Raw genomic sequence first — 19,517 nt, forward strand, 5'->3', positions numbered from 1 at the left:
GCTGAAATCGGAAGCCTCGCCGGTCCCTGCAGGTTGAACACTCCCAGAGGAGTACTCCCAGCGTACCCCGCGCGGCATTGCCCGGCGGGGTTGTTTCGCGTTCGGGGCCGGCTTCCCCGGGGGCGACTTCCGGGCAGATCGCGCCGGACTTCTTTGTCCTGATGAGTGGACATTGTCCGGTTCGCTCGCTAACGTTGTCCGTATATAAGGACAAAGTTTTCCACGAAGGAGGGCACCCGAATGACCACTCCCGCGGCCCCCGCCACCCGGCTCCACAGTGGCGAGCTCCGCCGCCAGGTCGCCGCCTACCTCGCGGACAACCCCACCACCGACCACACCCCCACAGCCATAGCCCGCCACCTCAAGCGCTCCTCCGGAGCCGTCGGCAACGCCCTCAAGACCCTCGCCGCCGACGGCGCCGCCACCCAGACCTCGCCCAAGCCCCTGCGCTACAAGGCAACCGCCACCACCCGAGCCGCCGCCGCAGGCACCTCCGCCCCGGCCTCGGCCCCAGCCCCGGCACCCGCGCCCACCCCGGCCCCCGCCGCCGCGCCCCGCCCGGCCGCCCCCACCAGCGCCACGCCGGTCACCGGCCCCATCGCCCGGCCCAGCGGACTGCTCTACCACCCCCGCACCCTCTCGGGCATGCCCGACGTCACCGCCCTGCGCAAGCTCCGCGAGAACGGCGTCGCCGCCCTGCTGTACGGCCCGCCCGGCACCGGCAAGACCTCGGTGGTCGAGGCCGCCTTCGGCGACGTCATCACCGTCCAGGGCGACGGAGACACCACGGTCGCCGACCTGGTCGGCGAGTACACGCTGACCGGCGACGGCAGGCCGGTGTTCATCCACGGCCCCCTCGTCCGGGCCATGCGCGAGGGCCGGGCCTTCTTCATCGACGACGCCACGCTGATCCCACCGACGGTGCTCGCGGTGGTCTACCCCGCCATGGACGGCCGCCGCCAGATCATCATCAAGGCCAACGGCGGCGAGGTCGTCGACGCCGCCGAGGGGTTCTACGTGGTAGCCGGACACAACCCGGGCGTACACGGCGCGGTCCTCTCAGACGCCCTGGCCTCGAGGTTCGCCGCGCACATCAAAGTGACCAGCGACTATCAGCTGGCGACCCAGCTCGGGGTGGACCGGCGGGCGGTGAAGGTCGCGCAGAACCTGGCCACGCGGATGGAGCAGGGGGAGTCGGGGTGGGCCCCGCAGCTGCGAGAGCTGCTCGCCTTCGCCAAGATCGCCGCCGCGCTGGGGGTGGACGCTGCGGCGGGGAACCTGATCACGATCGCGCCGGATGAGGACCGCGAGGTGGTGGCCACGGTGGTGCGCGAGGTGTTCGGCAAGCCGGTCGAGCCGCTGGCGCTGGGCGAGCGGATCTGACCCCGGCCGCCCCGCCCCCGGACGGGCGGGGCGGCCGGGAGTCGCCGATGGCCAGCCTCAGATTCTTTGTCCGCACCTATGGACAATGTGCCGACCGACAACTACCTTTGTCCATACATAAGGACAATGTTTTTGGAAGGCCCCCATGACCAGCCACATCGCCCCCACCACCGCCACCCCTACCACGATCAGCGACCCCGCCTGGCTTCGCCTCTCCGCCGCCCTGACCTGGGAAACCCCCGTCATCGCCGACCGCGATGACCTCATCGTCACCATCGCCCCCGGCGCAGGCCACGGCGCGCCCGCCTGCTTCCTCCCCACCCAGGCCCGGATCGAGCTCGACGGCGAACACCTCAAGATCCACCCCGGCAGCGCAACCCCCGACCGCGCCTCCGACCGCACCCGCTACCCCGCCGTCTGGGGAATGCTCACCCACGAATGCGCCCACGCCAAGCACTCGGTATGGGAGACCCCGACCGGCACCCCGGCCGACGTCGCCGCCGCCGCCGAGCTGCTCGAAGAGGCCCGCATCGAGGCCGCGCAGATCGGCCGCCGCCCCGACGACCGCCACTGGCTCCGCGCCAGCGCCCGCGAGATCGTCCTCGCCGACACCCACGCAGGCGACCCCACCAAGGCCCCGGCCATGACCCCCCACGCCGCCGCCCACACCGCCGCGCTGCTCCTCGGCCGCGCCGACGGCGGCATCCTCACCCGCTCCGAGACCGCCCCCGTCGCCCGCGCCGTACGCGGCATCCTCGGCGACCGCACCCTGCGCAAGCTCCGCAAGATCTGGCGTGAGGCTCTCACGGTGGCCGACGGCGACGCCGCCGCCATGATCGAGCTCGGCCGCCGCTGGGTCGACATCCTCGGCCCCGACCCCGCCGCCAACCCTCCCGCCTCCGCCGCCGGCGCCAGCGGCGCACCGGCCGGGCCCTCCCCCCTCGCCGACGCCATCAACACCACCCTGGGCAAGGTCGACCGCGCCGTCGCCCGGCAGATGCCCTCCGCCTCCCCCGCCCAGAGGCCCACCCCCGCCTCCGGCACCCCCTCGAGCGACCCCGCCGAGGAGGCCACCGCCCGCGTCGCCGACGCCGTGTTCGGCGGCGGCTCCACCACCGGCACGGCCGCCCCACTCGGCAACACCCGCGCCCCCGAGCCCGCCGAAGCCGCCGCAGCCCGCGCCCTGGCCCGCGCCCTCAGCACCGCCGGGATCCGCGACCGGGTCACCACCAAGACCACCTCGCCCATCCCGCCCGGACGGCTCCGGATGCGCGGCGTCATCGCCCGCGAGGCCCAGCGCGCCGCCGGACGGATCCCGACCGCCGAGCCCTTCGCCCGCACCACCCGCAAGGTCGCCCCCGTGCCGCCGCTGCGCATCGGCATCGCCTGCGACGTCTCCGGCTCCATGTCCGCCTTCACCGGTCCCGTCGCCTCGGCCGCGTGGATCCTCGCCCAAGCCGCCCGCCACACCTCGGTGCCCACCGAGACCGCCACGGTGACCTTCGGCAACCAGGTACGGGCCATCACCCGCCCAGGGGTCGCCCCCGCCAAGGTGACCGAGTTCACCGCCCCCGACTCCTCCCACGCCATCGACACGGCGATCGACGCCCTGGACGGCGCGCTCGGCCTGGCCCGCCCGGGCGCGGCCCGGCTGCTGGTGATCGTGTCCGACGGGCGGTACGAGGCGGACCGCCGGATGGGCGGGCAGAAGCGGCTCGACCGGCTGCAGGCCTCCGGATGCGCGGTGCTGTGGCTGGCCACCGGAGGAAAGGACGAGCCGATGAAGGGCGCGACGGTGCACGTGCTGGCCGACCCGGCGGCGACGGCCACCGCGATTGGGCGGGCAGCTACGGCCGCGCTGCGAGCGGCCCGGTGAACGGGCTCACCTCCCGGCCCTCGCCTGCGGGCGGGGGCCGGTCCTCTCTCGCCCGTGATCTCGTCCGCGATACATTGTCGTCACGTGTGGACGAGAGGGAGAGCATCATGGCCCCGATCCGGTATGTGGGCGCCAAGCAGGTCGGCGCGTGGTTTGGCGTGCCCGCGGCGACGGTGTCCAAGTGGGTGAGCCGATACGCCCAGACCTACCCCACGCCCGAGCCGGACGCGCTCGTCGGCGATGAGGACGGGGCGGAGTTCCGGGCCTGGCTGCCGGCACGCGAAGCCGAGTGGCGCGAATGGGAGCGAGGCCGGCCGGGCCGCGGCGCCGGCGGCGGACGCCCCAAGAAGCAGCCGGCATAACCTCCGCGCACCCAAACCCCGTCGATGGTCACGACGAATAGCACTCCCGCACGGCGAACCGACTCCTGCGACGCAGCTCGCCGAGACGCTAACTCCAGTGAGGATTCATGCACCGCAGCCCGTACGAGACATGGGTCGAGATCAAGTTCATCGACGAGTTCATCGTTCTTCCCGAGCACATCGCACTCCTGCGCCGGGGCTGCGCCTCTTGGGTCGGGGACGACTGGCGCGGAGCCCCAGGACTAGACCCCAAACGTCCGTTCCGTAACAGCGACGTGTACGGGGACATCGCGGCGATCGTGGACGGCCGTGAGGTCTACGGCCACGACGACGAGCAGGTCTCCGATGCGGACAGGGCACGCTACGACCGACTGTTCGCCGAATGCGTGCTCGCGCTACAGATCGTGTTGGAGACGGGCTCGTTCGAGCCTGGGCGCTACGTCCTGGCCGGCCTTCCGGGGCGATGGCAGCGCGCCAAGTAGCCCCATCCACCATCATAACGATCTGATCTCGGCATGGCCGTGTGTCCGTGGTGTCCGAAATCAACGTGTGAAATCCACGTCCACTCGCTAACGTGGAAATCAGTTCATCGGGCCCGGAGTGGGCACGGGTCGAATGGGCGTCGGTTATCTCTGGTATAGATTCTCCCGGCGCTGTCTTACACATCCGTACCGACTCCCGGCCTGATGAACTGGTCAGATCTGGTGCCAGCACGGGTCGAAAGCTCGTCGGTTACCACTTCTAATGGGGTTGTCGCGGGTTCAAATCCCGCCGCAGGTTCGCCTGTGTAGCTCAGTTCGGCTAGAGCGCCTAAAACCCGGTGAGCGGCACCATATCCGTGCCGGCTCCAGATCTGATCGTTCGTCATCCCGGCCGGTGGCACGGGTCGAATCCATGTCGGTTATCGCAGGTTCGATTCCTGTCGGCCCCCCGCGCGGGGCCGACGCCCAGTTGGCGGGCACCCGGCCGGACCCCACATCCGTGCCATCGGCCGGGATGACGAGCCCCCAGGGGAGAGCGGGTCGAAGTCACGTCGGTTATCGGGAGCCGGGTACGCAGGTTCGAATCCTGCCGCCCTGCACTATGCGGGGCGTCGTCTAGTGGCCCAGGACACCGGCTTAAACACCGGCAGGCACCACCACATCCGCTCTCCCCCCATCCCTCCCACATCCGCCACTCCGGCGGGTCGAACACACGGAGGCCGCCATGCCGCGTGACCCCCTCGCGTCCATCACCACCCACGCCACCCCGCAGACCCAGCGCATCCCCGGCCGGACCGACCAGGTCCGCAACGCCGCCGGCGGCTACGTCTACCCCAAGGACACCTGGACCCGGCTCGAGGACTTTCTCATCCTGGGCACCACCGGCGGCACCTACTACGTCGGCGAGGACAAGCTCACCGCCGAGAACGCGGGCCTGCTGTTTCAGGCCATCGCCGAGGACGGCCCGCGCGTCGTGCAGCTGCTCACCGACATCTCCACCGCGCGGCCGCCGCGCGCGCCGAAGAACCGGCCCGCGCTTTTCGCGCTGGCGGCATGTCACGCCAAGGGTGACGCGGCGACCAGGCAGGCCGCGAAGGACGCGCTGCGGAAGGTCGCCCGGACCACGGACCATCTCAGCACGTGGTTCGGCTACCTGAAGAACCTCGGGGGCAAGCAGACAAGCCGGGGTACGGCGCCCGTGGTTGGCTCCGCCCTGCGGAACGCGATCAGCGGCTGGTTCCTGGCGGCTGACGTCGACGACGTGGCGTTCCGGGCGTGCAAGGCGATGCAGCGGAAGACCCCGAACGGTGAGGCGTTCCACCTACGGGACGCCCTGCGTATCGCCCATCCCAACCGCCGTCGCGGCGCCGGGTCGCGACAGCTGCTGGACGCGCTGGACCGCCGTGTCCTGCTCGGCTGGATCACGGGCAACGTGCCTGACGACTTTGCCCGCGATGAGCTGCCTGTTGTGGACAAGTTCCTCACCGCCAAGGCCGTCACGACGCCCGAGCAGGCGGTCCGCATCGTGACCGAGGCCCGGGTGCCGTGGGAGTTCCTCCCCGACGCCATGCTGCGCGAGGCGATCGTGTGGGACGCCCTGGTGGACACGATCGGCATGACCGCCCTGCTCCGCAACCTCGCGCGGATGACCCGGCTCGGCACGCTCAAGCCGCTCGGCGACGCCACCCGGCGCGCCGTCGCCCGGCTCACCGACGCCGGCGCCGTCCACCGGGCGCGGATCCACCCCATGGACGCCTGGCTCGCCCTGCGCGTCTACGCCTCCGGCCGCTCTCAGCCCAACCCGCGTGCCGACGTCCACACCTGGAAGCCGGTCCCGGCGATCCTGGACGCCCTGGAGGAGACCTACGACCTGGCGTTCGGCACCGTCGAGCCATCCGGCAAGCGGCTGCTGGTCGCCGTCGACTCCTCCGGCTCCATGAGCGGTACCCACTACACCATCGGCCCGGTCATCGTGGGCGGTTCGCCGATCGGCAGCCCGTACGAGGTCGGCTGCGCGATGGCCGTCACGCTCGCCCGGATCGAGAAGGGCAACGTCCACGTCATCGACGTCGACACCACCGTGCACACCTCCAAGGTGACCCCGCGGACCAACCTCCGCGAGATCGCATCCTGGCGGCCATCCGGCGGCGGCACGGACCTGTCCCTGCCCTTCGCCTACGCCCAGCGCGAGCGCCTCGAGGTCGACGGGTTCGTCGTCTTCACCGACAACGAGACCTGGGCCGGCCGTTCCCACCCCTCTCAGGCCCTGACCACCTACCGCGGCTCGATCAACGCGGGCGCCCGCACGATCGTGGCGGCGATGACCGCGACCGGCCACAGCATCGGCGACCCGCACGACGACGGCGTGCTCAACATCGCCGGGATGGACGCCTCGCTGCCCTTGGTGGTGAACGGCTTCATCCGCGGATAGGCTCGCCCGCAGACTCCCACTCAGGGACGACGCTCAGGGATGGGTAGACCAGCCCCGGCCCGTGGCCGCCGCGCTGGCCGGTCGCCACAACCGGGAAGTGGCTCCCTGTCGTCCCGCCCACAAAAGGTAGACCCCGGCGCCGAACCACGGCTGGGCGCCGGGCATACCCATCGTTAAGATGCCCGCTCCAGGACCTTCACCAGCTCCTGTACCCCGGACATGCGCGGCCGCGAGACCACGAGGTCGCCAGCGATCCGCCGAATCGTCGGCCGATCCCTTACCTCGCTCGGCGCGTGCCTGTAGGCGGACAACAGCGCACCGGCGGTCTGCTCCGGTTCGCCCTGCAACCACCACGCCACCGCGAGGTTGGTGTGCAGCCTGGCCCGACGCTCCGGTGTCGGGTACATCTCTTCCCGCAGAGGCCTCCCGGCGTGCAGTGCCGCGCCAGGGTCGCCGAGAGCGGTGTGCAGGGTGATGTGGAAACTCTTGACGAAGGGCAAGGCTCCGGCGAGCCGTCTCGCCGCCCGTTCAGCTTCCGCGATCTGCTCGAAGGCCCGTTCCCGGTCGCCGCCACTGCACGTCGCGTACGCGGCTGCACACATCAGCCGCACGTACACGTCCGCCTCGCGGGCCGTGCGCAACCCGAGCGCGTCCAACCGGCCGGCGGCACGCATCAGGGTTTGCGCGGCGAGTTCGTTGCGTCCGAAGCCGCGGAGCATCATGCCCATGGCGCGAGCGGAGGCGGCCATCGCGACCGCGTCACCGGAACGCTGCGCGTAGATCACTCCCCGGTCTGCGGTGATCGTCGCGGAGTCCTTTTTGCCGACCTTGTTCAACACGTCCGTCGAAAGGTTGTAGCAGGAGGCCAGCACTGCCCACCCTTCCTGCGTGTCGGCCTTTTCCGCGCACGCCTTGGCCATGGCGAGCAGACCGGGCAGCCCTGCCACAAGCGTGGGTAGGGCGCTCACGTCGTACTGGCGGCGCGCCTCCTGAAGCCGCTGGCGAACATCGGAGAGCCCTTCCGCCCGTTCGGGCTCGGCGGGCAGGGCGAGGGCGTCGTCGAACCGTTGAAGCAGGCTCCACGGGATGCTCAGCCCTGCCGCGGCGAGCAGTGTCCGTCGTCGCATCGGATCGTCCCCCTCGATCTCGCGGTCCCGGGTCACTGTAGTCGCGCGGCGACGCCCGGCAGAGGGTCTGCGCGCGGGTGTCGCCCACGGGTTGGATGGGAGCCCCAACTCCTTGGGGGACACGCCGTAGACCTTGGCCAGCGCCGCGGCGTGTTCGTCGTTAGGCGTCACCTCGCCGTGCTCCCACCGGCACAACTGCGCCGAGTTCACCCCAGGCGCCGGCAGCCCCTCGGCTTCGTACAGCCGGGCGATCTCGGCGAGCACCTGGGGCCTGGACCAGCCGTTGGCCAGTCGGCGCACCTCCAACGGCAGCAGATCAGGAATCTCCCGGCGGATCGCCTCCGCCACCAGTGCGACGTCCTCACCGCGGCGTTGGCGAGCGATGCGGATCTCCTGGGCGCGGCGTTGCAACTCCGCGCGTCGTGCTCGGCTCATGGCCATCGTGGACCTCCGGCGCGAACAACCCCTGTGCCGACAGTAGCGCCACCACCACCGCCCGCACATTGCCGTGGGCGGCAATGTCGGTGCGCGTGGCATTGATGGCCGCCCGGTCACCCGCGACCGTATGCGCACAAGCAGCCGTACGACCACCCGAAAGGGGAACCCATCGTGCACCGGATCGTGCTCACCTGGCTGTCCACCGCTCGCGGGGGCGCCGAGAAGTCCGTGGTCGAACTCGCCGACCATCTGGCCCGTTTCGGGCTCGGGGTCGACGTCATCTGGTGGCGTCAAGGCGGCCCGCCCTGCCCTGCGCCCGGCGACGGCGTCCGGGTCCTGGAGGCCTGCGACATCCACACCTACCGCCGACACCTGGCCACGGCGCTCGGTGACGGCGCGGGCGCCGTGCTGATCTCCACCCAGCGCACCGTGACGGTCGACCTGCTGCACCGCGGGGCCGCGCCGGTGCTGTCGGTGGTGCACGGCATCATCCAGCCCGACCACCCGCTGCGCGCCACCGACCCGGCGAGCGGAGAGCTGGTGGAGTACCCGCCGGACGCGTGGATGAGCGCGGATCTGCGCGCGGTGGACTGCTGGGTCGGCATCAGCTCGGCCTCGGCCGCCTCGATCCGCGGCGTGCTGCCGGCGGCGCGGGTGGAGACCATCTTCAACGGCGTCACCGTGCCCGAGCGTCTCCCGCAGCGGCCGCCGCGCGGCAGCGTGCTACGGGTCGCCGCGGTGGCGCGTGCGGTGCCCTGGAAGCGGCTGGAGGACATCATCCGCGCGGCTGCGCACCCCAGCCTCACCGGAGGGGTCCACCTGGACCTCTACGGCCAGGTCGATGCGTCCACGCTGGAGGCTCTGGCCTGCGAGCAGGGCCTATCGGCCACCTTCCACGGCTGGGTGGAGGACCTGCCGCACCGCCTGGCCGGCGCTGACATTCTGGTCGGCGCGGCCCTGGTGGAGGGGTTCGGCCGGTGCGCCATCGACGCCGCTGGGGTAGGTACCCCGGCCATCCTGCCGCGCGCCGGCGCGGGCCCGGAGGTGGTACTGGACGGGCTCACTGGCATCCTGTACGACCCGCACACCCCGGGCGCCCTGGTGGCCGCGCTGCGCCGCGCCGTGCAGGCCGATCCCGCCGAGCTGGATGCCATGGGCCGTGCCGCCCGTGCGCGGGCCCGCGCCTGGTTCAGCCCGCAGCGGTGCGCCGTCCAGTACCTGGACCTGGCCCACGAGCTGCTCGCCAGGCACCGGCACCTCACCGGGGCTGCCGCATGACCCGGGTGCCTGTGCTCGGTGACATCGTCCCGCTGGCAGACGACGCTCTCCTCGCGGCCTGGGGTGTGGCCCGCGCGCTGGAGCGGCGGCCTCTGGACCGTCTGGGGGACTTCGTCGGTGAGGCGTTCGCCGCTGCCCGTGCCGTCGTCCCCGGCCCTTTGGTGCACCCGACCGCCGTGATCTCCCCGCTGGCCAACATCGGCCCAGACGTGGTGATCGGACCGGGCTGCGTGGTGCACGAGTTCTCCACCGTCCGCGGGCACAGTGTCCTGTCGGCCGGTGTGCACGTCGGCTTCGGCTGCGAGGTCACCAACGCGGTGATCGGCCGCGGTACCCGGCTCGCCCATCAGGTCTGCCTCGGCTACAGCGTCGTCGGCCAGGACGTCCACTTCACCGCGGCGCTCACGGTGGCCTCCACCCACCTGTGGAACCCCGATATGGCCTGCCCCACCCGCCCGATCGTCATCCGCCTGACCGGTGGCGAGCTGTGCGTGACCGGGCTAGCGAAACTGGGCGCCCTCATCGGTGACCGGGCCCGTATCGGCATGCACGCCGCCCTGGGGCCCGGCCTGATCCTCGGCGCCGACACCGTGGTGTACCCCGGCGTGACGGCCGCCGCCACGAGCGTCCCTGCCGGGCACATCATCCGCCCCGCCTCCACCACCGTGGCGGTGCTCCCCCGCCACCAGCCCCTGACCTCCGCTCTGGCCTCGATCCCCTCCCAGGAAGGACCCCGACCATGAAGTACACCGCGCAGCGCCACCAGCTCCTCCACCTGGCCGAGCAGCTCCAGCGCTGGGACCTGCTCAACCCCTCCGGTGGCGCGCTCAGCATGCGCCTGGACGACGGCAACATCCTCATGTCCACCGCCGGGTCGGCCTTCCACCGCTGGAACATCGGAGTACGCGACTTCATCGCCTTGACCCCCGGCGGACAGATCGTCGACCGCACCGGCGGGCTGGGCGCCGCGGCGACCACCACACACCTGGCCATCTACCGGCGTTTCCCCGCCGCCGGGGCCTGCCTGCACGCCCACACCCCCTACGCGCTGGCGTTCGCCTCGCTCGGCATCGCCGTACCGGCCGTCACCAACCGGCTGGACATCCTCGGCGAGGTCCCGTGCCTGGCCGCCGACGACACCAGCGTCAAACGCGGCTTCATCGCCGACCCCGTGCCGCTGGACCTGCCCGAGGGCATGACACCGCGCGCCGAGGCGGCCGCGGTGAACCTTCTGCACATCGAACCCCAGATCGAACGGGTGTTGGGGGCGCGGGAGAGCGAGCTGGCCCACCACGGGCTGGCGTTCCTGCTCTACCGGCACGGGGTCTTCGTCTTCGCCCGCACCGGCGAGGAGGCGTTCGACAACCTCGCCCGCGTCGAGGAGGCCGCGCGCACCGCCCTGCTGCAGGCCGTGCTCGGCGGCGGCCGCGACGGCATCCACCTCAACCCGCTGTTCCCCGCCGCGCCGGCCGCCTGAACCGCTATCCTCCGAAACTCCACCCGGTGGGGGCCGCACAGCATTCGTGCGGCCCCCACCGCCGTGTCTCCCTCGACCCCAGGCACACCGAGGTAAGACAGTGCGCTCCTGCACCCGCACACTCCGACGATGGAAGTGAGACACGCGTGAATCTCCAAGGCGGCCCCCAGGTCATGTCCTCCGACCGCCACCGCTACGCCATCACGGGCCGCCGGCCCCTGTCCGGCGCGGTCGAGGTCGCCGGCGCCAAGAACGCCGTCACCAAACTGCTGGTCGCGACGCTGCTCACCGAGGACCCCTGCACCATCTCCGGCGTCCCCAAGATCGCCGAAGTCGGGATCGTGCTGGGCATGCTCGCCGACCTCGGCACCGGCATCGAATGGGTCGACGACCGCACCGTGCGCCTGACCACCCGCCACATCGCCACCGCATCGCTGTCGGAGGCCTACTCCGGGGTCAACCGCATCCCCATCTTGATGATGGGACCGCTGCTGCACCGCGCCGGGGAGACCACCATCCCGCTGCCCGGCGGGTGCCGCATCGGCAAACGCCCCATCGACTTCCACCTGGCCGGGCTGCGCGCCATGGGCGCACAGATCACCGAGCAGCCCCGCTCGGTGTCGGTCAAGGTCGCCGCCGACGGACTGCGCGCCGCGCACATCACCCTGCCCTACCCCTCGGTCGGCGCCACCGAGAACCTCCTGTTGTCGGCGGTCCTGGCCCGCGGCACCACGATCATCGACAACGCCGCCGTCGAACCGGAGATCATGGACCTGATCCTGATGCTCCAGCAGATGGGCGCCCTGGTGTCGGTCGAGGTCGACCGGCGCATCGTCATCGAAGGAGTACCACGCCTGCGCGGCGCGTCCCACCGGCCGCTGCCCGACCGGATCGAGGTCGCCTCCTTCGCCGCCGCCGCCGTCGCCACCGGCGGCCGGATCGAGGTCATCGGCGCCGTCCAGGAGCACGTGGCCACCTTCCTGAACTACCTGCGCAAAGTCGGCGGCGAGTTCGAGGTGACCAGCCGCGGCCTGGCGTTCTACCAGGCCCGGGAACTGACCCCCGTGCCCGTGCAGACCGACGTCCACCCCGGGTACATGACCGACTGGCAGCAACCCCTGGTCGTCCTGCTCACCCAGGCATCCGGCGCCTCGGTCATCCACGAGACGGTGTATGAGAACCGGTTCGGCTACGCCGAGCAGCTCAACGCGATGGGCGCCGGCATCGCCCTCAGCACCGCCTGCCTTGGCGGCAAGGCCTGCCGTTTCGCACTGCGGGACTTCCAGCACTCCGCCGTCGTCATAGGCCCCACCCCGCTGCGCGCCGGCCCCTTGGAGATCCCGGACCTACGCGCCGGATTCGCCTACATCATGGCCGCGCTGATCGCTGACGGCACCAGCGTGATCACCGGCACCCGCTACCTCGAACGTGGATATGAGGATCCCGCCGGTAAACTCCGATCTGTCGGCGCGGCCATCGAGACCATCCCGGTATGACCGCCGGTCACCCCGCCGGGTACCCGTCCTCCAGATAGCACGCGCCACCGGCCAGGCAGCGTAGAGACGCACGCACCCGCCGAGCCAACTCCGGCGGCAGCAGAACCTCGGCCTCCTCCGGCCCAGCGAACACGAACCGATCGAGCTCGCTGGGCTGAAGCCGAATCCCACCGGCCTCGCCCGCGGTGAGCACCCCGCCGTCGAAGACGAACATCAGCCCGCCGTCCCACGGCGGCCGCGGCGGAACCCAGTCCACGCACAGCATGTCCCCCAACTGCGCAACGATGCCCAGCTCCTCCTTGACCTCCCGCACGCACGCGGCCCGAGGCGACTCTCCGGCCTCCAGCATGCCGCCCGGGATGTCCCAGCGGGGCTTGTAGGTCGGACGCACCAGGAGAACCCGACCCACCTCATCACGGATGAGCGCGCCCGCAGCGGCACGCACGCGCACCAGGTCAGCGATGTACGACGGATCCGGGGTACCCATGTGATCACCGTAGAGCCAGACCGGGGCGGCGCGTCACCGGCTCGCCACCAAGTCACCGCGAACGGCAGCCGCATCATCACCGGGCAACCAGTAGCCGCTGCCCATGGGGGCAGTCGCAGCTCGGGCCAACAACCGCCAGACAGGGTTCGTGCCAGGAGACCGGACCGGAACTGATCCAGCGACACTCCACAGCCGCGATTTCCTGGGACAATGGTCGTAATGGAATCCCCACTCGCCCCGATCCTCGCCCACCCGCGGCTGCCCGTGCAGCTGTACCGCGGGTGCCGCCCCGGCGAGCTTCACCTCCTGGCGCTCGCCGTGCCCATCACAGGCGACGATTGCGAAGATCTCGGCGCCTGGCTCGCCGAGCACGGCCGCGCGCTCACCCGCGCGCACCTCGCGCTGGCGGCCTCGGAATGACCGCCCTCCGCCGGCGACATCGCGCCCGCTGACCCTCCACATGGGTGCGGCTCCCCGCCGTCACACGAGGAGCCGCCCAACCCATCCGCCGCACGACAGCAAGATCACGGTCTCCCAGCATGCTACCCGGGGGGAGACCAACATGCCTTATGACGTGCACAGCGACCCGAACGCCGACGACGGCCACTGGCGCACCGGAGACCTCGCCGAGTGCGCCCGCGGCGACCAATGCACCGCCCCCCGCCTCCTACCGGTCGCCGGCGGCACCGTGCGACTCGCGCCCGCCCTCGCTCCCCGCGCGTTCTGCGCCGCTGACGAAGCCGTCATCGCCACCGCGCTGGCCACCCTCCCCGCCCGCTGGCACGACGTCCACGCCGAGCTCGGCACCAAAGGCCGCGCCGCCGGGCCGAAGGTCGCCATCTCCAAGACCGCGCCGCTCCCGCTGTCCGAGACCGCCGACGAGCTGCTCCGCGACATCGTCACCATCCTCACCTCCTGGGAGGAACGCGTCGCCGCGGTGGCCCGCCTCGCCATCGATGCCACCGCCGCCCGCCGGCGCCGCGACCACGTCGCCGTCAAGGCCGCCGCCCGCACACTGACCGGCCACCTCGCCGTGCTCCTGGCGCTGCCCGCCGAGCCCATGACCCGCATCATGTCCCTCGCCCACGCCGCGACCCTCCCGACCGGCACCACCGGAGTGGTCCGCGAAGCGGCCGGGTACGCCGAGGCCAACCTGGAGCTGTCCGGCGCCGACGCCGGCCTCGAGGTCCTGACGCTGCACCGCCGCTGCCGCCGCCTGCTCGGCGAAACCGCGCCGGCCCCGCGCCTGCTCGACGGCGTGGCGTGCAGGACCTGCGACTTCACCGAGCTCCGCGAGGTCCTCGACGACGACGGCGTCTTCGCCGGCGCCCGCTGCTACGAGTGCGGCGCCGAGTACACCACCACCAGCTACACCGAGCTCGTCGACGAGCGGAAGCGCGCCGCCGCGGAGGCGGGCTACCGGCGCCGCGGTGTCCACGGCGCCTCCAACGACGACGTGTCCGCGCGCCGGGCGTGACCTGGGCTCGCCCCCAGTTGATCAACGGGTGTGCAGTGTGCAACACTTCCCGCAGCGGACAAGCTATGCCCTCCCACCACGTGGAGGGCATTTTGCGTTCGGGGGGTGCCCATGCCCCCAGTCCTCGACGAGCCCCCAGAGCCGGTCACCGTGAAGATCGCAGCGCAGCGGCTCAGGAAACGTCCCGGCACCATCCGCTCGTGGGGCACCCGATACGGCGCCCGCAAGCTCGCCCAGCACGAACGCTGCACGGTGTACGACTGGCACGACCTGAAGGTCATCGCCCGCCAGGTCGACCTCGGCGAGCCGGTCCCGCAGACCCCCGAGGAGCGTGACGAGCTGCGCGCGCAGCTGCGCGCCGCCCGCCAGTCCGCCCTCCCCTAGACGGCGCGCCGCCCAGCCCCCGCGGTGACGCGCCTTCGCTGCGCCGGTCCATCCCCCCGGATCGCCGTGGCCCCACCCCGGTACGGCCCGGCTCGTTCTGCACTAGGGCCGCAGAGCGCCGGGCCGTACCACCCTCCCGGCCCTGGAGAACGCGCGTGGAAGACAAGCTCAACGACATCGAACGCGACAACCTGCGGAAGGTCATCAGCAGGCTCGTGGACATCATCCTGTGCGTAGCCGCCGTGGCGGCAGCTTGCACTGCGGCTGCGATCTGGTTCGGCGAGTGGCGCGTCGCTGGACTCGCGGCCCTGACGTGGCTCGGCGTCGTCGCGCTGTTCCTGCTGGCGTGTTACCTGGCCCATCCGGGCAGCGAGGCATCGCTGGCGAAGCACCTTCGAACCGCTGAGCGGGCGAAGAAGGCGAAGGAAGACCAGCGGCGGCGTCACGTTGAGACCCCGGAACGTGGCCTGTCTGGCACGCAGAGCTGACCGGTGGCCACGCGGTTGACCGCCCAAGCCGTCGGCGAGGTCGCCGAGTGGATCCGCCGGTGGCGCGGGCCGGACCTGCCGGTCACAGTCGACGCTGGGCCGACGATCGTGCTCCAGCAGCAGCACGGGCAGTTCATGGTGTTCGAGGCTGACGCCGTACGTCGGCTCGTCCTGGAAAGGAGGCCGATCGGTGGCTGAGGAGATTGGCGCCATGCCCCGCCCAGTCGGGCCCGCCCTGGTCTACGTCTCCGAAGGCGTCGGCTGGACGGCCACTGTGATCGACCGTGCCGACCTTACCGCCATGCCTCCCCGCGATCGCGCTCTCTGCCGGGCGCTGCTCAAGCACGCGCTCGGTGCCCTGGACGCCCTTGATGAGACCCGGCCGCGCCTGGTGCTCGACAACTACTACGAGGTGCCGAACGGCAGCAGCGCTCGGACGGCCGAGGAACTCAACTTCCTCACCCAGCGACGCTAAGACCTGGGAGGTCACAGTGTTTCGCCGTGGTCTGGCCCGGCTGCTTCGCGCGGCCGCCGACGCGCTCCACCCCAACCCGCCCGTGGCGCACTACGACCTCACCGGCAGACGGATGGACCTCCTGATCATCGACGACCTACCCTCGCAGGACTTCGCTGCTGGCTGGCCTATCTTGGACCGCCTCTCCCGGCCGCCCGCCAAGGAGGAACCCCTGTGACGCGCTCCGGGCCGCCCACCACCGGCACCATCGTCCGATATACCGGTAAGCACGGTCTCAACGCCATTCGCGCCGCGATCGTCACCGCCGACGTGCGCACCCTCGACCCGCGCGGCGTCGAAGCCGGACAGGTCCCCGCACTGGACTCGGAGTGGCACTTGCACCTGTGGGTCTACACCCCGAGCGAGGCCCTCGGCGGCGGCTTCGCCGAGTTCAACGTCCCGTTCGGTGACGAGCCAGGCATGTGGCACTGGATGCCCGAGGAGCCGGCGTACAAGGACTGGGACAACGAGCCCATGTCCAACCGGGACGTCTGATAGACACCGCCATGAACCAGACGGACCCCCGAGTAGCGTTCATCGAGGCTCGCCTCGCTGAAGACGAGCAGGAAGCCCAGCAGGGGTACCTTCTCGTCCCGACGCTCCAGGATGTGAGCAGGCCGAAGAGCGAATGGCCTCGCGTGCCGGGCGCTCATCCAGATCAGCGCATGCTCCACGAGATCGAAACCAAGCGGCGGATGCTGGCCGAGATGATCCCCATCCTGAACGATCTCGACGAGATCGCTTCCAGCCAGGGCCTGGCACCGAGCGATCCGAGGCGTCCTGGCGAGTACCTGAGAGAAGACAGCGACCCGGTCGCGTACCTGCTCATGTTGCTCGCCCAGTCGTGGTTCGGCCACGACGACTATGCCGCCCTGTTCCCGGGGAGCGTCCATGCCTGACAACCGCGCGCGCGTAAGCGTGAGATACGCGCCCTGATGGCCGAGACGGGCCTGAAGTACACGCAGGCGATGCGAGAGCTGGACCGGCGACGAGAAGCGGCGGCACGCGAGCAAGAGGCCGCAGGCCTGTCGTCGCCTCCTCCTCTCTCTGAGGAAACGCCCACCTGAGGGTCCTTGCTGCTGTACGGTCTTCTCTCAGACGGCTGGCGGCGGAGTGTCCGGTCATGGTTCTTCGACCGCCAGGCCACAATGGTCCGCGCACGGCAGGTCAAGAGGCTTTCAACGCAGTCACACTCGCCTGCCGTGCCCGGCCAGGCTCCCCGCTACTCGCTCGCTCCCGGCCTGCTCAATCCGCGACACCCTCGACGAACCAGCCCCGGGCGCCGCGCTGGACGAGCTCGACCTCGGCGGCCCGCAGCCTGCGCGCCACTACCTGGTAGTGCCGGACTCGCAGCTCCTCCCAGGGCTTGCTGGCGTTCTCTGGTGTCCACCATGGTTCGCTCTCCTCCCAGTAGAAGAGCACCTCCTCCACCTGGTAGGGGCGGTTCCACGCGACGAACATCACCGGGACGCCCTCGGTGAGCCGTACCTTCGCGGGTTCTTGGTAGCGCCGCATACTCGAACACTCTCGAACATCGCTCATGAATGCCAGCAGGCGCCCGGGCCGGGCTCCCACACGGTGCGTCCGCTGACGCCCGGACCCACCTCGACCCCGGACTGAGCCGGCCTCGCGGCCACCAACCCCCAGGGAGGCCGCCGTGACCGACTACAACCTCTTCACCGGGAACGGCCCCAACACCTCCGACGCCGACGCCTCAGTAACCGCAGGCGTCGAATGGAAGACGACCCGATCCGACCTTTACCTCAAGGGCTATCGGGTCTACCGCGGCGCGACCGACGTCGACTGCTCCGACGTCGCCACGTGGGCGCACGACGGCGGCACCATGCTGCCGAACTCCCAGACCGCATTCACCCCAAGCGGCACTGGCTGGCAGACCGTCACCCTAACCACCCCCTACCCGGCGGTCGCGGCCAATACCCGATACGTCACCGGTGTGCTGTTCACGTCGCACTACACCTCCACCAGCGGCTACTGGTCCTCAGGTGCCGGGGCGAGCGGAATCGGGGACGCCAACCTGTCGGCGCCCGGCATCAACGACAGCGCCGGCGGACAAGGCAAGTACGTCGCGGGCGCGACCCTGGCCAGGCCCGTCACGAACGCGAACGGTCTCAATTTCTGGGTCGAGCCGATCTTGAGCGACAGCGACGGCTCCGGCGGCGGCGACCCCGGCCCAGACCCCGAAGAGGTCGGCACTGTCGCCGCGCAACTGGTCGGATCGGCGATCGTCGACGCGTTCTCCGGCAACATCGACTGGGAGAACGGCACCGTCGTCGCCACCCTCCACACCGCCGAGTGGACCCCGAACCTCGCCACCTTGTCCCGGGTCTCCGATCTGGCCGACGAGATCCCCAGCGGGCATGGCTACGTCCAGGGCGACGGCGAGCCTGTCGACGGCCGCACCTCGACGTTCGTCCCAGCCGCCAACCTCACCGCGCGCGCCAACACCACGGCGTACGCAGTCGGGGACCTGCGTCGGCCGGCCAGCTCCAACGGCCACGTCTACCGGTGCGTCACCTCCGGCACCTCGGGGTCCAGCGCGCCGACCTGGCCCACCACATCCCTGTCCACGGTGACCGACGGCACGGTCACCTGGATGGAGTGCGGCCGCGGCGTCGCGATCCTGGGCTGCGACCTCGTAGCGTTCGGTGGCATCTCCGGTGAGGCGCTGTACCTGGTGATGTCGGACCGCACCGCGACCGACCCCGCCGACCAGCCGGTCATCCTCGTGGTCCAGTTCGAGAGCCCGCAGTCCGGGACGACGCAGTTCGATTTCGAGCCCGCCGGCGCCGGGCTGGTGCACTTCCCGGTGTTCTGATGCCACTCAAGCTGATCACCGGTTCGCGCCTCGGCCGACTACGGCCGCGATTCCCGACCTCGGCCACCACCGGCCCTGAGGCGTGGCCAGGCTGGACCGGGAGCTACTCGCAGACGATCGAGGGCGACGACCTGATCATCCACGAGGGCGGCACCGCGGAGAACCCCCGGGTGATCTCCGGCATCCACATGATCGGCGGCACCATCCACACCGCCCCTGGGGTGCAGCACCTGCATATCGTGGGCTGCTGGGTGCAGGGCTGGCAGCCCGGCCTCGGCGGCGTCAACCTCTCCTACGGAGACAACTCCGACTGTCAGATCCGTTACTGCCGGATCTCGGCGCTGTCGAACGACGACAACACCCCCGAGTCCTACGACAACACCCGGCTCAACTACGGCATCAGGGTGTTCGCCGACGACCTGCTCATCGAGCGGAACGAGGTCTTCTGGGTGCCCGACGGCATCCAGATCGCGGGATCCCGCAACATCATCCGCGACAACTTCGTTCACGACGTGACGTTCTGGGACGACGGCCAGGGCGGCGTAGGGGCTTCGCCCGGTGGCGACCACAACAACTGCCTGCTCCACAACGGCGGCACGGTCACCGACCTGACGATCACCGGCAACGCCTTCATCCTGAACCGCCGCGGCGCCGGCATGATCCAGACGGGCGCGCTGAGCCTCCAGCAGAGCGTGGAGTTCCCGGGCCAGTACGAACGCGTCGAGGTCTCCAACAACCTGATCGGCGGCGGCGGGTACGCCATGTACTCGGGTTATGAGCCGGGCAAGGAAGGCAACAGCCCCGGGACCGAGTTCGTGGTCACCAACAACCGGTTCCTCACCACCTACTTCCCTGGCGCCGGGAACTTCGGGCCGGCCACGGCCGCGCAGCCCTGGGGCGTGAACGGCAACCTCTGGCAGGGCAACCGGTGGTCCGGCGGCCTCCGCGACGGCCAGCTGGTGGACGCCCCGTAGAGGGGAG

General features: G+C 70.8%; 23 protein-coding genes. 20 read left to right on the forward strand and 3 right to left on the reverse strand.

All coding sequences use genetic code 11. The features are described from left to right. Positions 1 to 240: 240 nt before the first annotated feature. From DQ384_RS43565 to DQ384_RS05240, 5 genes are all read left to right on the forward strand, one after another. Positions 241 to 1,383 (forward strand): AAA family ATPase, encoded by a 1,143-nt coding sequence (locus DQ384_RS43565; RefSeq protein ID WP_114027561.1) that lies wholly within the window; start codon positions 241 to 243, stop codon positions 1,381 to 1,383. A gap of 145 nt (positions 1,384 to 1,528) precedes the next feature. Beyond that, complete coding sequence (locus DQ384_RS05225) at positions 1,529 to 3,259, forward strand: vWA domain-containing protein (RefSeq protein ID WP_114027562.1); 1,731 nt, start codon at positions 1,529 to 1,531, stop codon at positions 3,257 to 3,259. A gap of 86 nt (positions 3,260 to 3,345) precedes the next feature. Further along, positions 3,346 to 3,621, forward strand: coding sequence for a hypothetical protein (locus DQ384_RS05230; protein WP_114027563.1), 276 nt, complete (start codon positions 3,346 to 3,348; stop codon positions 3,619 to 3,621). Positions 3,622 to 3,728: 107 nt separating this feature from the next. Continuing rightward, positions 3,729 to 4,103, forward strand: a complete 375-nt coding sequence (locus DQ384_RS41000; protein WP_181871041.1) for a hypothetical protein — start codon at positions 3,729 to 3,731, stop codon at positions 4,101 to 4,103. A 724-nt stretch (positions 4,104 to 4,827) separates the two neighbouring features. Then, positions 4,828 to 6,534 (forward strand): TROVE domain-containing protein, encoded by a 1,707-nt coding sequence (locus DQ384_RS05240; protein WP_114027565.1) that lies wholly within the window; start codon positions 4,828 to 4,830, stop codon positions 6,532 to 6,534. A 173-nt stretch (positions 6,535 to 6,707) separates the two neighbouring features. Here the strand turns inward: DQ384_RS05240 and DQ384_RS05245 are convergent, their stop codons facing one another. Beyond that, entirely contained in the window at positions 6,708 to 8,102 is a 1,395-nt protein-coding gene (locus DQ384_RS05245; protein WP_114027566.1) for a helix-turn-helix domain-containing protein, read from the reverse strand. Positions 8,103 to 8,270: 168 nt separating this feature from the next. On the opposite strand from DQ384_RS05245, the gene DQ384_RS05250 reads away from it, so the two are divergent. The 4 genes from DQ384_RS05250 (at position 8,271) to murA (ending at position 12,350) form a co-directional block, all read left to right on the forward strand. After that, positions 8,271 to 9,377, forward strand: a complete 1,107-nt coding sequence (locus tag DQ384_RS05250) for a glycosyltransferase family 4 protein (protein WP_114027567.1) — start codon at positions 8,271 to 8,273, stop codon at positions 9,375 to 9,377. Then, positions 9,374 to 10,120: a GlgC family sugar phosphate nucleotidyltransferase gene (locus DQ384_RS05255; protein WP_114027568.1), complete on the forward strand. Its 747-nt coding sequence runs from the start codon at positions 9,374 to 9,376 to the stop codon at positions 10,118 to 10,120. Before DQ384_RS05250 ends, DQ384_RS05255 begins: the two co-directional genes overlap by 4 nt. Continuing rightward, a complete protein-coding gene (locus DQ384_RS05260; protein WP_114027569.1) occupies positions 10,117 to 10,854 on the forward strand; it encodes a class II aldolase/adducin family protein in 738 nt (245 codons plus the stop codon). Before DQ384_RS05255 ends, DQ384_RS05260 begins: the two co-directional genes overlap by 4 nt. 146 nt (positions 10,855 to 11,000) lie before the next feature. Continuing rightward, positions 11,001 to 12,350 (forward strand): UDP-N-acetylglucosamine 1-carboxyvinyltransferase, encoded by a 1,350-nt coding sequence (murA, locus tag DQ384_RS05265; protein WP_245966263.1) that lies wholly within the window; start codon positions 11,001 to 11,003, stop codon positions 12,348 to 12,350. 7 nt (positions 12,351 to 12,357) lie between these two features. On the opposite strand, the gene DQ384_RS05270 is transcribed toward murA, so the two are convergent. After that, positions 12,358 to 12,837, reverse strand: coding sequence for an NUDIX domain-containing protein (locus DQ384_RS05270; protein WP_114027571.1), 480 nt, complete (start codon positions 12,835 to 12,837; stop codon positions 12,358 to 12,360). Between the two features lie 219 nt (positions 12,838 to 13,056). Between DQ384_RS05270 and DQ384_RS05275 the strand changes: the two genes are divergently transcribed. The 9 genes from DQ384_RS05275 (at position 13,057) to DQ384_RS05315 (ending at position 16,599) form a co-directional block, all read left to right on the forward strand. Then, a complete protein-coding gene (locus DQ384_RS05275; RefSeq protein WP_114027572.1) occupies positions 13,057 to 13,257 on the forward strand; it encodes a hypothetical protein in 201 nt (66 codons plus the stop codon). A 142-nt stretch (positions 13,258 to 13,399) separates the two neighbouring features. After that, positions 13,400 to 14,314, forward strand: coding sequence for a hypothetical protein (locus DQ384_RS05280; RefSeq protein ID WP_147268651.1), 915 nt, complete (start codon positions 13,400 to 13,402; stop codon positions 14,312 to 14,314). Between the two features lie 111 nt (positions 14,315 to 14,425). After that, a complete protein-coding gene (locus DQ384_RS05285; RefSeq protein WP_114027574.1) occupies positions 14,426 to 14,698 on the forward strand; it encodes a hypothetical protein in 273 nt (90 codons plus the stop codon). Between the two features lie 155 nt (positions 14,699 to 14,853). Then, positions 14,854 to 15,186 (forward strand): hypothetical protein, encoded by a 333-nt coding sequence (locus DQ384_RS05290; protein WP_114027575.1) that lies wholly within the window; start codon positions 14,854 to 14,856, stop codon positions 15,184 to 15,186. Positions 15,187 to 15,189: 3 nt separating this feature from the next. Beyond that, positions 15,190 to 15,384 carry a hypothetical protein gene (locus DQ384_RS05295; protein WP_114027576.1) on the forward strand — a complete coding sequence of 65 codons (195 nt, stop codon included), beginning with the start codon at positions 15,190 to 15,192 and terminating at the stop codon, positions 15,382 to 15,384. A gap of 13 nt (positions 15,385 to 15,397) precedes the next feature. Further along, a complete protein-coding gene (locus DQ384_RS05300; protein WP_147268652.1) occupies positions 15,398 to 15,661 on the forward strand; it encodes a hypothetical protein in 264 nt (87 codons plus the stop codon). A 16-nt stretch (positions 15,662 to 15,677) separates the two neighbouring features. Further along, entirely contained in the window at positions 15,678 to 15,878 is a 201-nt protein-coding gene (locus DQ384_RS05305) for a hypothetical protein (RefSeq protein ID WP_114027578.1), read from the forward strand. Beyond that, complete coding sequence (locus tag DQ384_RS05310; RefSeq protein ID WP_181871042.1) at positions 15,875 to 16,195, forward strand: hypothetical protein; 321 nt, start codon at positions 15,875 to 15,877, stop codon at positions 16,193 to 16,195. The genes DQ384_RS05305 and DQ384_RS05310 overlap by 4 nt, the downstream gene beginning before the upstream one ends. Before the next feature lie 11 nt (positions 16,196 to 16,206). Then, positions 16,207 to 16,599 (forward strand): DUF6221 family protein, encoded by a 393-nt coding sequence (locus DQ384_RS05315; RefSeq protein ID WP_114027579.1) that lies wholly within the window; start codon positions 16,207 to 16,209, stop codon positions 16,597 to 16,599. Positions 16,600 to 16,945: 346 nt separating this feature from the next. Here DQ384_RS05315 and DQ384_RS05320 read toward each other — a convergent pair whose 3' ends face one another. After that, positions 16,946 to 17,215, reverse strand: a complete 270-nt coding sequence (locus DQ384_RS05320) for a hypothetical protein (protein WP_114027580.1) — start codon at positions 17,213 to 17,215, stop codon at positions 16,946 to 16,948. Between the two features lie 142 nt (positions 17,216 to 17,357). On the opposite strand from DQ384_RS05320, the gene DQ384_RS05325 reads away from it, so the two are divergent. Together DQ384_RS05325 and DQ384_RS05330 are read left to right on the forward strand one after the other, a co-directional pair. After that, positions 17,358 to 18,536 carry a DUF4082 domain-containing protein gene (locus DQ384_RS05325; protein ID WP_114027581.1) on the forward strand — a complete coding sequence of 393 codons (1,179 nt, stop codon included), beginning with the start codon at positions 17,358 to 17,360 and terminating at the stop codon, positions 18,534 to 18,536. Continuing rightward, positions 18,536 to 19,510 carry a right-handed parallel beta-helix repeat-containing protein gene (locus DQ384_RS05330; RefSeq protein WP_114027582.1) on the forward strand — a complete coding sequence of 325 codons (975 nt, stop codon included), beginning with the start codon at positions 18,536 to 18,538 and terminating at the stop codon, positions 19,508 to 19,510. The genes DQ384_RS05325 and DQ384_RS05330 overlap by 1 nt, the downstream gene beginning before the upstream one ends. The last annotated feature ends 7 nt before the right edge of the window (positions 19,511 to 19,517 follow it).

The organism is Sphaerisporangium album, assembly GCF_003323745.1.
Taxonomy (GTDB): Bacteria; Actinomycetota; Actinomycetes; order Streptosporangiales; family Streptosporangiaceae; genus Sphaerisporangium; species Sphaerisporangium album.